General features: G+C 46.3%; 11 protein-coding genes and 1 pseudogene. 4 read left to right on the top strand and 8 right to left on the bottom strand.

Annotation, left to right across the window (positions count from 1 at the left end; translation table 11 throughout):
* Positions 1–5 precede the first annotated feature (5 nt).
* From MHI44_RS17045 to MHI44_RS17025, 5 genes are all read right to left on the bottom strand, one after another.
* Complete coding sequence (locus MHI44_RS17045; protein ID WP_339202471.1) at positions 6–581, bottom strand: TetR/AcrR family transcriptional regulator; 576 nt, start codon at positions 579–581, stop codon at positions 6–8.
* Between the two features lie 146 nt (positions 582–727).
* A complete protein-coding gene (gene hemY, locus MHI44_RS17040; RefSeq protein ID WP_339202470.1) occupies positions 728–2,140 on the bottom strand; it encodes a protoporphyrinogen oxidase in 1,413 nt (470 codons plus the stop codon).
* Between the two features lie 14 nt (positions 2,141–2,154).
* Positions 2,155–3,087, bottom strand: a complete 933-nt coding sequence (hemH, locus tag MHI44_RS17035) for a ferrochelatase (RefSeq protein WP_014663414.1) — start codon at positions 3,085–3,087, stop codon at positions 2,155–2,157.
* Between the two features lie 71 nt (positions 3,088–3,158).
* Positions 3,159–4,220: a uroporphyrinogen decarboxylase gene (gene hemE, locus MHI44_RS17030; RefSeq protein ID WP_046380901.1), complete on the bottom strand. Its 1,062-nt coding sequence runs from the start codon at positions 4,218–4,220 to the stop codon at positions 3,159–3,161.
* Between the two features lie 121 nt (positions 4,221–4,341).
* Positions 4,342–6,486 (bottom strand): transglycosylase domain-containing protein, encoded by a 2,145-nt coding sequence (locus tag MHI44_RS17025; protein ID WP_163182313.1) that lies wholly within the window; start codon positions 6,484–6,486, stop codon positions 4,342–4,344.
* A gap of 121 nt (positions 6,487–6,607) precedes the next feature.
* On the opposite strand from MHI44_RS17025, the gene hmoB reads away from it, so the two are divergent.
* The 4 genes and pseudogenes from hmoB to sndC all read left to right on the top strand — a co-directional run bounded on the left by hmoB (position 6,608) and on the right by sndC (position 10,187).
* Entirely contained in the window at positions 6,608–7,108 is a 501-nt protein-coding gene (gene hmoB / locus MHI44_RS17020) for a heme-degrading oxygenase HmoB (RefSeq protein ID WP_339202469.1), read from the top strand.
* A 44-nt stretch (positions 7,109–7,152) separates the two neighbouring features.
* A pseudogene (locus MHI44_RS17015) lies at positions 7,153–7,468 on the top strand (hypothetical protein).
* 64 nt (positions 7,469–7,532) lie between these two features.
* Positions 7,533–8,924 (top strand): hypothetical protein, encoded by a 1,392-nt coding sequence (locus MHI44_RS17010; protein ID WP_131227274.1) that lies wholly within the window; start codon positions 7,533–7,535, stop codon positions 8,922–8,924.
* Between the two features lie 72 nt (positions 8,925–8,996).
* On the top strand, positions 8,997–10,187 hold the full coding sequence (sndC, locus tag MHI44_RS17005; protein WP_069837400.1) for an N-acetyl amino acid acetylase SndC: 1,191 nt from the start codon (positions 8,997–8,999) through the stop codon (positions 10,185–10,187).
* 17 nt (positions 10,188–10,204) lie between these two features.
* Here the strand turns inward: sndC and MHI44_RS17000 are convergent, their stop codons facing one another.
* Genes MHI44_RS17000 through ecsA form a run of 3 tightly spaced genes read right to left on the bottom strand, consistent with a single transcriptional unit; the run spans position 10,205 to position 12,897 of the window.
* Positions 10,205–10,915 carry an EcsC family protein gene (locus tag MHI44_RS17000; protein WP_046160232.1) on the bottom strand — a complete coding sequence of 237 codons (711 nt, stop codon included), beginning with the start codon at positions 10,913–10,915 and terminating at the stop codon, positions 10,205–10,207.
* Between the two features lie 19 nt (positions 10,916–10,934).
* Entirely contained in the window at positions 10,935–12,161 is a 1,227-nt protein-coding gene (ecsB, locus tag MHI44_RS16995) for an ABC transporter permease EcsB (RefSeq protein WP_017695369.1), read from the bottom strand.
* Complete coding sequence (gene ecsA, locus MHI44_RS16990) at positions 12,154–12,897, bottom strand: ABC transporter ATP-binding protein EcsA (protein ID WP_003233230.1); 744 nt, start codon at positions 12,895–12,897, stop codon at positions 12,154–12,156. Before ecsA ends, ecsB begins: the two co-directional genes overlap by 8 nt.
* Between the last annotated feature and the right edge of the window lie 251 nt (positions 12,898–13,148).

Below are 13,148 nucleotides of genomic sequence, written 5' to 3'. Positions count from 1 at the left end.
ATTATCTAGTTCGCTGACAATCCTTTGACAACATACAATTCAAGCAGTCCCGCAATTGTCTCTTTATCAAGCGGGGAGTGTTGTTTTTCCCAGTCAAAAATGAGCGCGATATAAAGCTTCAGCATCACAAAGGCTGTCAGCTCAGGGTCGCACGGCTTGATTGCGCCGCTTTTGATCCCGTCTTCAATCTTGCTTTTGATATAAGACAGTATGGCTCGCTCCATTTTCTGGATCACTTCCTGAACTGCCATTGTACCAATCTCGGCATTCTCTTGGAAAATTTTAATCGTCAGCTGATGTGTTTTCCTGAACTCCAGAATGGCAAACAGCGCTCTGTGCACATTTTCATGGAACGGAAGGTTCGGCTCCATCGCTTCATCCGCTTTTTGCTTCATTTCCTTTAATAAAGTAGTGAAAATCTCGTCAAACAGCTCTTCTTTGTTTTTGAAAAAAGTATAAATGGTCCCCTTCCCCACGTTCGCAAGTTTTGCGACAAGATCCATTGTCGTCGCTTTATACCCGAACTGCGTGAAAGACTTTGTAGCCGCCTCCAAAATGAGCTTTTTTCGATCTATTGACATTGTATTCACCTCAAAACTGACCGTTTGAACATTTTAGTCATTAAGTACATATGCAAATGTATCATAACCTGCTGTTCAATTCAATCATTTTTTTACACAATATTGCCATTGCACATCAAAAAAACCTCCGCGATAAAGCGGAGGTTTTAGCTGAATAAATAGGTAAGCGCGTCAGACACGGCAGCTTTTCCTTGATCAATGCAGTCGGGAATGCCGACACCTTCAAAAGAAGCGCCTGTCATATAAACACCAGGATACGCAGATGCAAGTGCTTCACGCAGCTCCTTGATACGCTGCTTATGGCCGACATGGTACTGCGGCATGCTTTCATGCCATCGGGTGACACATGTCATTTCCGGCTCGCCGTTTATGTTCATGACTTTCTTTAAGTCTTCTAACACAATGTTGATAATGTCATTATCTGATAGATCGACAATAGATTCGTCTCCGGCTTTTCCGACATATGCCCGAAGCAGCGTTTTGCCTTCCGGAGCTGCGTGCGGCCATTTTTTATTCGTCCACGTACAGGCAGTGATCGCAAAGTCACTGTTTCTTGAAATAACAAAACCCGTGCCCTCATGCTCCATCTCGACGGAGCCTTCAGGGAAACCTAAAGCGACATTTGCCACCGATGTGGAGTGCATATTTTTCAAATGAGAAATGGCAGGAAGCTCAGAAAGCATTCCCGCAGCCGCTTTATGCGGAGCAGTCACAATTACTGAATCAGCATCAAGTGTGACGCCGTTATCCAATTCGAGCGAGTAACCAGAGCCGCCACGGCTGAGCTTGGTCACTTTTGTGCCTTTATACACCTTCGTCAGCTTTAACTGCTTTTCGATCTCTTCAACAAGGGTTTGCAATCCGGTTGACAAAGTCTGGAACTGGCCTTGCTTCTTTGCCGTCAGCTGCTGGCCTGAGCCTTGAGGCCTTGTTTTTTTCATGCCGAGAATCAGGCTTCTATGCTTTTGTTCCGTCTGGTAAAATTGCGGGAATGTCGACATCAGGCTGAGCTTGTCAATGTCGCCTGCATAGATCCCTGATAGAAGCGGCTCGATTAAGTTCTCGACCACTTCATCTCCGACACGTCTGCGGAAGAATTCTCCCAATGACTGATCATCCTTTGTTTTGCTTGCAGGCAGGATGAAATCCATAGTAGCTCTCGCCTTCCCAGACAAAGAAAACAGACCCGTAGAAACAAACGGCGCAATTTTTGTCGGTATCCCCATTACAGCGCCCTTCGGCATTGGATGCAGGGTGCGGTTTACAAGCACATAGGATTGTCCGGTCGCATTGTTGACAAGCAAATGCTCAAGACCTAAGTCTTTAACAAGCTGCGGGGCGCTTTTCTTTCGTTCCAGAAATGAGTCTGGCCCTCTTTCGATGATATAGCCGTCCTTCTTGACAGTCTGGATTTTTCCGCCGACTCTCGGACTTGCCTCAACAAGCGTCAGCTCAAGCGGCAGATTCTTTTCTTTGATTTCTTTTTCCATATAGAAGGCGGCGGCTAAACCGGTAATGCCGCCGCCGATGATGACTACATGTTTTTTGTCGTCACTCATGTTCATCGCCTTCTTTAACGTCCTAATTTTTTTAATACGACTGTTGCCAAAGCATCAATAAATTCAGGCTTGGCATTTGGCATTTCCGGCCGGTAATAGCTTGCGCCGATATCGTCAGTAACCACTTTGCATTCATAATCATTATCATAAAGCACTTCTAAGTGATCCGCGACAAATCCAACAGGAACATATACAAATGCTTGATAGCCTTTTTGTTCGAATAAATCACGTGTTAAATCCTGAACATCGGGTCCGAGCCAAGGATCAGGCGTGTTCCCTTCACTTTGCCAGCCGACAGCATATTCGGAAACGCCTGCGCCTTCAGCAATCAATTTCGCCGATTCATGCAGCTGGTCCGGATACGGGTCTCCAAATTCTTTGATTTTTTCCGGCAGGCTGTGTGCGGATACGATGAGCATCGCGTTTTCTCTTTCATCCTCAGGCATTGACGCATATGTTTCCTTCACTCGGTCAACCCAATATGTCACGAACTTCGGTTCATCGTACCAGCTTTCAACTGACGTAATCGTTAAGCCGCCGAGTTTTTCAGCCTCTTCTTTGGCGCGTTTGTTGTAGGACTGAACGCTGAACGTGGAGAAATGCGGCGCCAGCACGATGCTGACTGCTTCTGTAATGCCATCCTTATGCATCTCTGCTACGGCGTCTTCAATAAACGGCTCGATATGCTTCAGTCCGATATACGCTTTAAACGTAATCTCATCCTGAATTTCATTCAAGTGCTGTTCCAGATTATGCGCCTGCTCTTCTGTGATTTTGGCAAGCGGTGAAATGCCGCCAATCGCTTCGTATCTGTCTTTCAAATCTTGAAGCATTTCAGGTTCAGGCTTTCTGCCTCTTCTGATATGTGTATAATAACGTTCAATATCTTCTTCCTTATAAGGCGTGCCGTACGCCATCACGAGAAGCCCCATTTTCTTTCTACTCACTGTTTACACCCTCTTTAATGATCTGATACAAACATTTTGACAGGATATCATTAAGATACCAAAAGATATGCTTAGGAATATTGACCCATTTTTTTGTTTTGTGAATATTCATGGACAAATGCTGTCAGTTTTTTCAAAACCTCGGGACTGACATCAGGAAATACCCCATGGCCAAGATTGAAAATGAAGCCGTCTGACTCCATACCCTGATCAAGTATTTCCTTTGTTTTCTTCTCAATGACTTCCCATGGCGCAAGCAAAATGGACGGGTCCAGGTTGCCCTGCACTGTTTTAGTAATTCCTTTTGATCTGGCTTCAGCAATGCCGAGTCTCCAGTCAAGCCCGACAACATCGAGAGGAAGGTCATGCCAATCTCCTGCAAGATGGCTTGCGCCAACGCCAAACATGATCAGCGGCACATTCTCCTTTGCGAGCTCTGAAAAAATCCGGTTCATTACGGGTTTGATGTATGTTCTGTAATCTGCCTGATTCAATGCGCCGACCCACGAATCAAAGATTTGAATCGCTTTTGCGCCTGCCTTAATCTGCGCTTTCACGTACACGATGATCATGTCGGCAAGCTTGGACATCAGCAGATTCCATGCATCCGGCATGCTGTACATGAAGGCTTTTGTTTTATTGTAGTTTTTCGATGGGCCGCCTTCGATCATATAGCTTGCAAGCGTAAAAGGCGCACCTGAGAAACCGATGAGCGGGACGTTCAGCTGCTCATTGACAAGCAGTTTAATCGTCTCAAGCACGTACGGCACGTCCTGTTCCGGATCAATCTGGCCGAGTTTTTCAATGTCCGCCAGAGACCGGATTGGCTGATCAATCACAGGACCGACCCCGTTTTTGATTTCAACATCCACACCGATTGACGGCAGCGGCGTCATGATATCTTTATAAAGGATTGCAGCATCGACTCCGTATTGCTCAACCGGCAGTCTTGTGACATACGCACAAAGTTCGGGCTGATGTGTGATCTCAAACAATCCGTACTTTTCCTTCAGCTTGCGGTATTCCGGCTGTGAGCGCCCTGCTTGCCTCATATACCACACAGGCGTGTGATCCGCTTTTTCTCCCCGCGCAGCTTTTAAAAACGTCTCGTTAAACGTTTCTCGTTTACTCATCTGATTTCCACCTTTCATACGGCAACCATACGTTCGTATTTCTTGACTTATTACACTATACCTTGTTTTAGGCAAATGGTATAGAAATGTAGCTCAAAGTTCAAAAAATCGCCGAATTCCATTAAGAGGAAAACAATTTTGGCTGAACGTAATCGGTTCCTTCCCCTTCTCTTTTTGTCTGTGTATTATAAGGCACAATTTTATAAGACGCGCCCGAAAATAAGTTGGCATAAGGAATTTCATAGCTTCCCTTCCCTTCAACCGAATCAAGAAGCGTCTCCTCGCCGTCCTTGTTTACATAAATTCTGTATACGGCCCGATCATCCTCTTGAGCGTCCCACTTTAATTCAATAGTAAAGAGCCCCGCTGCTTTAAATGTGTAATCGGCTGTGAGTGTTTTGACCGGCTTCAGCTCAATCGGGCTTTCCAGGTCTTTAACGTTTTTAGGCTTTGTGAACACATGACCGGTTTCTCCTGCCTGTGTCAAAATATCCTTAAACAGCCGCGTCGGGTATGAGCTCCCGGCTTTCAAATAATGGTTTTGATCCGTTTTGTCATAGCCCATCCAGACTGCCCCGGTTATTTTCGGCGTATAGCCTGCAAACCAGGCGTCCTTTGTCGCGCCGGAGACGCCTGTATAAGATGTAGAACCTGTTTTTCCCGCCAGGTCGCCGTGATAGGTGCCGGACGTGGCCGTTCCCTTTTTGACTACCTGCTGCAGCATTCTCGTCATATTCCAAGACGTCTGCTTGCTGAAAACCCGCTTTCCTTCTTCTTTATGATCGGCTATTGTTTCTCCGTCTTCATCTATTATGCTCGAGATAAAGAAGGGTTCAGTATACGTTCCATTCGCGGCAAATGTATGAAACGCGCCGGCAAGCTGGAGCGGCGAAACGCCTTTTTCCAAGCCTCCTAGAGCGAGAGCAAGGCCTTCATCAGGGATATCAATGCCGTTTGCTTTCAAATAAGATTTTCCTGTTTCGACGCCGATCTCATTCAGCGTCCAGACAGCCGGCGCGTTTTTGCTGTACGTAATGGCGTCCGACATAGTGACTTCGCCCTCATACCGGCTGTCATAGTTTTTCGGCGTATAATCTCCGTAGGACTGCAACTCATCCTTCAATAGAGAATATGGCTTAAATTTCTTTTCCTGCATCGCCGGTCCGTATACGGCAAGCGGCTTAAATGTGGAACCCGGCTGGCGGACAGCTGTGACACGGTTATATCCTTTGGATGTGTAATCCCTTCCGCCGATGGCCGCTTCTACACCGCCTGTCTTGTTATTAATAAAGACCGCGCTTCCCTCGGCATTCTGATCTGTTCCGGGATAATAGCTTCCCTCTTTCATCACCTGGTAAGCCGTCTTCTGCAGCTTCGAATCGAGCGGCACCTTGATCGTGTATCCGCCTTGAAGAAGCTGCTCCCCAGAAATGGAATACTTGTCCTCCGCCTCTTTAATCACAAGGTCAATGTAGCTGTCAAACCAAGGTGTTTCCGACTGTTTCTTCACGTGCAGCCCAAGCGTCCGGCCCTGCGCGGTGACAGCCTCTTTCGCACTGATATAGCCTTGGTCATTCATCATGCCTAGAATTGTATCACGCCGTTCCTTATTTTTATCAGGGTGCAAAATCGGAGAGTACGTAGAAGGCGCCTTCGGAATAGCGGCCAAAACAGCGCCTTCAGATACAGTCAAATCTTTTACTTCTTTATTAAAATAATAGTGGGACGCCGCTTGTATGCCGTAGACCCCGTGTCCGAAGTAAAGCTGGTTTAAATACATTTCAAGCAGCTTGTCCTTGCTGTAATCCCGTTCAAGATTAATCGCAATGATCACTTCTTTTGTTTTTCTTAGAAATGTTTTGTCATGTGTCAGAAAAATATTTTTGGCAAGCTGCTGGGTGATCGTGCTTCCGCCTTCCACCTTTCCGCCTGCTAATATATCGCGATACACTGCCCTTCCGACGGATTTTGCATCAATGCCGTGATGCTCATAGAACCTTTTATCCTCAACAGCGATAAACGCTTCTCTGACCTGCTTAGGAATCTCATTGATCGAGACCGGCTCGCGATTTTCTGTATACAGGCTTGCAACCTCATCTCCGTTTTGATCAACAATTTTTGAAGAAGCATGAAGAATAAGCTTTTTTTCATCTATGACATAATGGCCGAGAAAAATAATTGAAATATATCCTATTAAAGCGAGAAAAGCAGTTAACACTAAAATAATGATAGGTATAAAAAGTTTCTTTTTCTTTATCTTAAACATGAACTCACCTCGCCTTTCTAAAGGTAGTATGGGAAAAATTGTTTGGAATTATGTTCGAAGCACTCGCCAATAGAAACTTATACCATTGTTTTGATATACTAGCAAGCAGGAGGTGGCTGATATGAAGGTTTATATTACATATGGGACAGCCGATTTTTTAAAAACGATCGTAGAGAAGCATCCCTCAGAAAATATCCTTTTGATGCAGGGGCAGGAAAACGCCATTTTGATTCATGAAACAAACGGAGATACCGTTTTCCAGGCACCACACGCTTATGAAGTCATTGACCAAGTCGGAGAGATCAAACATCCCGGTTTTGCAGTATTGAACAATATTGCCGTCACTCAGGAAGGGCGTCCGCTGTTTGAAAACAGATTTAAAAACAGAGCGGGAAAAGTCGAAAACGAGCCTGGCTTTGAAGCAATTCGAGTGCTCCGTCCGCTTGACAGTGACACCTATGTCATTCTGACCTTGTGGGACACGGAAAGCGCCTTTCAAGACTGGCAGCAGTCCGGTTCTTACAAAGAAGCCCACAAAAAACGCGATACATCTGCCGGAATTGACACAACGTCGATCTTCTCCCGGCCTTCTTATGTCACCACATATTTCGCTGTCGAATAGCTGCCGGCATGTCCGGCAGCTTATTTTATTGGGAGGAAAGCAAAATGAAGCATACTTGCCCAGTCTGCGGGTTTAAGGGATTGGCTGAACCGCCATATGATCATGAAGGCAATCATTCTCATGAAATCTGCCCGTGCTGCGGTTTTCAGTTCGGATTTGATGAGTACGAGATGCAGCACGAGGATAACTCATATAGAGCCATCGGAAAGCATCATCGCCTATAGAAAAAACTGGCTTGCTGAAGGGTGCGTCATTTTTTCTCCTGAATGCTTCCCAAAACATCTGCAAAAAGCGAATAGAGGATTAAGGCATCATCTGATTGAGCAGCTGAAACAGATCAATGTTCATCTTCCATCATAACCCTCCCCTCTGTCCCGGCACCTTCCGCCCGCCTATGAATAATCTGTAGCGGAAGGAGTGATCGATGATGGAAGTCGGGATTTTGTCTGTCCATGTTCTGTATGTGTTTTTTATCGGAGTAATTATCCTATTTATGCTGCTGAGAAAAGACACGACATTTATTTCTCTATTCGGCATTTTTATCATATCGCTATGGGCCAGCCATTCACTTTCAGCTTCTGTCAGCAGTTTATTCCACAGCTTTATCTATGCGGCCGGCGAACTGCTGCCCACGATTTTCATCATTTGCTTTATCGTTTCAATGAGTGATTTGTTAACAAAAACAGGGATAAATGAAGCGATGATTTCTCCCTTTGCAAGCCTTATGAGAGGGCCTGTGACTGCCTATTGGCTGATTGGAGGCCTGATGTTCGCCATTTCTCTCTTCTTCTGGCCTTCTCCGGGTGTCGCTTTGATCGGCGCCGTCCTGCTCCCCGCAGCCGCGCGTGCCGGTTTGACGCCTCTTGCCGCGGCCATGGCCATGAACTTATTCGGACACGGTTTTGCCCTGTCAGGAGACTTTGTCATTCAGGCGGCGCCAAAGCTGACTGCGGATGCAGCAGGTATTCCAGTCGGTGATGTCGTCTCGGCCAGTATTCCGCTTGTGCTGATTATGGGTGTGACAACAACAACTGCTGCCTTTATCATGATTCAGCGCGAACGCAAAAAACAGGAGCATCCCGCTTCTTTTTCCCCCGTTCTTTCCGGCGAACAAGACAACTCGCTGTACTTGCCAAAACGCCTGCGGTCCATACTGGCTTTTTTGATTCCGCTTGCCTTTCTTGCAGATATCGCCTGCATGCTCTTGTTTAACCTACAAGGAAATGATGCAACCGCGTTAATTGGCGGGTCTGCAATTTGTATCCTCTTTACCGTTCATTTTTTCGTGTATAAGCATAAAGGGCTTGAAAAAATCACCGGCTATTTTATTGACGGATTTAAGTTCGGTTTTAAGGTTTTCGGCCCCGTCATCCCGATTGCCGCTTTCTTTTATCTTGGCGACTCAGGCTATGAAAGCATACTGGGCACTTCACTCCCTAAAGGTTCCCACGGCATTGTCAACGATCTTGGCATTGCTTTATCCCATATGATGCCTATGTCAAAGGAGCTTGCCGCCGCTGCATTAACTGTCGCTGGAGCCATAACAGGCCTTGACGGCTCAGGATTTTCTGGCATTTCTCTCGCCGGCTCCATCGCAAAGCTCTTTTCGTCCGCTCTCCATGCCGATCCCGCCGTTCTGACCGCGCTCGGACAAATCTCTGCCATCTGGGTGGGCGGAGGCACACTGGTCCCATGGGCGTTGATTCCCGCCGCGGCCATTTGCAAAGTTGATCCTTTTGAGCTTGCCAGAAAAAACTTCATTCCCGTCGCGATTGGCCTTTTGGTGACAACCCTCGCAGCTGTGATGATGCTTTGAAACAGCATGAGTTGAAATATTCAGACTTTTTCTATACAATCATGGAAAAGCATAGAAAAGGGGGAAGCGGCTTTGTCCATATCCACACTGCAGAAAGAGATAAACAAACAGCTCGACGGCTGTTTTGAAGAAATGGTTGAGATCAGGCGCCATTTTCATATGTATCCTGAGCTCTCATTTCAAGAAGAAAAAACCGCCGCATTTATTGCTTCCTATTATGAATCGTTAGGAGTCCCAATCCGCACAAACGTTGGCGGCAGAGGGGTTTTAGCATATATAGAAGGAAGCGAACCCGGCCCTACAGTCGCTTTGAGGGCCGACTTTGACGCTCTCCCCATTCAAGATGAAAAAGATGTCCCTTACGCCTCCAAAGTGCCTGGTGTCATGCATGCATGCGGCCACGACGGCCACACCGCAGCTCTTCTCGCAGTGGCCAAGGTCCTTCACCAAAACAGACATGAACTGAAGGGAACTTTTGTGATGATCCACCAGCATGCAGAAGAATATTATCCGGGAGGCGCAAAGCCAATGATTGATGACGGCTGTCTCGAAAACGCGGATGTGATATTCGGCACTCATCTTTGGGCAACTGAGCCGCTCGGAACCATTCTTTGCCGCCCCGGTGCCGTAATGGCGGCGGCAGACCGATTTACGATTAAAGTCTTCGGAAAGGGCGGCCACGGCGCTCATCCGCATGATACTAAAGACGCCGTCCTAATCGGTTCTCAAATCGTTACCTCTTTGCAGCACATTGTCAGCCGCAAAGTCAATCCGATTCAATCCGCCGTCATTTCGACAGGCTCCTTCATCGCCGACAATCCGTTTAATGTCATCGCAGACCAAGCAGTACTCATCGGCACAGCGCGTTCTTTTGATGAAAATGTCCGGGACATTCTGGAGAAAGAAATTGAAGCGGTTGTAAAAGGAATATGCAGCATGCACGGCGCGTCCTATGAGTACACCTATGAACAGGGTTATCCGGCGGTTGTGAACCATCCTGCCGAAACGAGCCACTTGGTGAGCACCGCAAAGAATACCGAGGGCGTTCAGCAGGTCATTGACGGTGAACCGCAAATGGGCGGCGAGGATTTTGCTTATTACCTACAAAACGTGAAAGGCACTTTTTTCTTTACAGGTGCCGCTCCCGAACAGCCAGATCGAGTTTATTCCCACCACCATCCGAAATTTGATATCAACGAAAAAGCCATGCTGACAGCGGCCAAGGTCCTTGCCGGCGCTGCGATCACCTATCATCAGCTATAAAAAAACAGCCGGAGTGTTTATTCTCCGGCTGTTTCCTTTAATATCCTCAGATGAAAAACATGTCTTGCCGTTTCTCCAAGCTGAGCAAGCAGCTTATAATTGGCAATTCCGCCGACTGCCGCTCCTACGCCCGGCAAAAGCTGAAAAAGCTTCACTACGTCGATATAATCGCGATATTCCTGCTGGAACACTCTCCAGTCGATGCTCTTTTTCTCCGTCTCCCAATTTTCGATGACAGAAAAAAGCGATTTACGGCCATCGTCACTCGAAAATGCAAGCTGAAACACGAGCAGCAAGAACATTCTTTCTTGTGCATCTTTCACATCAAAGCCGTAAATGGAAGACAAGGTAAATAAACACTTCATCTTAATTGAAAGCAGCAGCGGAAAATCAGCAATGCCTAAAAAAATGCCGCCCGCTCCGGTGCCGACTCCCTCAGCAGCTGCCACTTTCTGATAAGAAACAATCGTTTTTTTCGCCAATTCATTTTTTTCACTGAGCGACAGTGCACTTGTATCCTTTTTATAAGTGATGATATTGGAGCCGGCCATTGTCGCTTCTACCATTTTTCTCACACTCTCGGTGACGACCGTATGGATTTTCTCAGGAATCCGTTCATTCACCTTCGTCTGGACACGCTTCGAAAAGCGTTCAAACATGGAATCCTTTCGCAAAAAATGCATTTTCCATTCCAAAGCTTCCTGCATCAGCAGCTGATTATCTGTCATTTGATTACCTCTTTTCAGTTCACAGCTTTCCGTGCTTTTTCAGCCTGGTTGTCATATAAGCAGGCAAAACAACAAAAATCAGAACGGCAGAACCGATCAGCGCGTACAGAAAACCGGTCAAGCCGGCTGCATAGGCAGATGCAACAGACATCAGCAGCGCTTGAATACTAAGTGCAGTTTTTAATAGAGAGAAATAGCTTTTCAGCTTTGTTTCTTTTTTCACAGGGTACAGCTCTTGAAGCGCCAGATGGTCAAAGTGGCCAAAGAGCGGCAGAAGCTGAATGCCCGTAATGAAAATGGCAAACACAGTCAAAACAGCTGCAATCAGCGGGCTGGCTGAGACATACATAATGATCAGCGCGAAAACGATCGTTAATCTGACAAGAATGCCCAAATAATCGCTCGAACGCAAAAAGGCGCGGGTGAACATATAGGCAAATGTTTTGCGCTGTTCAAACGGCACAAGCCGCAGCAAAAAGTCGAGATAAGCTCTGCGTTTGGCTTGCTTTCGCAAATGCGGCACATCAGTAAACAGGTTGGCAATCCGATAGAAACGCTGCTTTCGTCTCAATTCGGACTCAATATGGCTCTCCCATTTAAATGTTTTCCGTTTTGCTGCGGAAGACATATACAGATAAAGAACAGCCATAATGACATAGACGAGAAGCGCATACATATAAACAGATTGGAAAACAAAATAAAGAACGAGTGTATTCGCCGCAAAGCGAATGATGACGTCCATCCGTTTCATGCTGCGGTCGTTTTGGAAAGTCGTTCGCCATTCCATTACCTGATTCCACGCTTTCAGCAGCAACAGTTGGACAAAGACCGCGGCATACGATACGAGCGAAGCCCCCGGTGTGACTGCGAAATAAAGCGGCATCGCAACGATGCTCAGCGCAATAAGCGGAAACAGCTGAGACACATAGCTGTAGACAAACGCCTGCTTCAAGTAAGGCTCCATTTTTGCTTCAAGAGGCAATAAGAAAACAAGGTCAGCCTCCTTCAAAAGCGTTCGCACATAAGAGCTTGTCAACACGAGCGAAAACAGCACGGCCATCACCCAAAAGGATGGAAAGTGAGCGGGAATGTCCCGTATCCATTTGCTGTACCAGCTTGCAGCGCCCGCTAGAAAAAAAATCAAAACAATGACGAGGTGATCATTGAGCATATATTTCATGTATGTTCTTGTTTCTTTGATATGCTCCTGCAGCCGCGACTGCCAAATATCAAGCATATTATTCATGGCCAGCGTCTTCCTTTGTAAGCTCAAGATACAAATCGTCCAGCGCCGCGTCCTTCATTCCAAACTGCTCTCTGAGCTCTGACAGCGTGCCGCGCGCCCGCACCTCGCCGTTATGTAAAATAATAAACGAATCGCAATAGCGTTCTGCCGTTGCCAAAATGTGTGTTGACATCAGCACGCTCGCCCCGCCTTTTTTCGCTTCATTCATCCGTTCAAGCAGCGCGTTAATGGCAAGCGGATCAAGCCCTAGAAAAGGCTCATCAATAATGTAGAGCGCAGGCTCTGCCAAAAATGCGCACATAATCATAACCTTCTGCTTCATTCCTTTAGAAAAATGGGCCGGGAACCACTTCAGCCTCTTTTCCATTCGGAATTCCTTTAGTAGCGGAGGCAGCCTTTTCTCCATCGTTTCTTTTGACAGTCCATATGCCATGGCTGTTAGTTCAAGATGCTCCATCAGCGTCAATTCTTCGTATAAAACAGGTGTTTCAGGTATATAGGTAAATTGTGAACGGTAGCCTTCCGGATCCTCAGCAAACGTTTTACCGTTTAATTCGATTGAACCTTTATGCGGGTCCATCAGCCCGATGATGTGTCTGATTGTTGTACTTTTACCAGCACCATTCAGCCCGATTAATCCGACAATTTGATTCGGTTCAAGGGTGAATGATACGTTTTTTAAAACCGGATTCCTTGTATATCCGCCGGTCAAGTCTTTTACCGATAGCAGAGACATAGTTTCTCCCCTTATAGTGTTTTTCTTCATAGTACCAAAAACAAGGCCTGATTTGAAACAATTCCCTTTTAACAAATGATGAATTTGCTGTCATAAAGAGACAGGGTTCTGGACATCATAATAGTTGTAGAGGAAAAGCATATCAACTGAAAAATGAGGTGTTTGTCAAAGACGTCTTAGAAACAGTTGGATAGAAAATAAACATGTCCAATGCTCAAACCATTTCTCTTCACTGAATTGATGAATTCTTC

This window comes from Bacillus sp. FSL K6-1366 (assembly GCF_037976695.1).
Taxonomy (GTDB): Bacteria; Bacillota; Bacilli; order Bacillales; family Bacillaceae; genus Bacillus; species Bacillus subtilis.
This window is presented reverse-complemented; position numbering and strand designations above follow the sequence as displayed.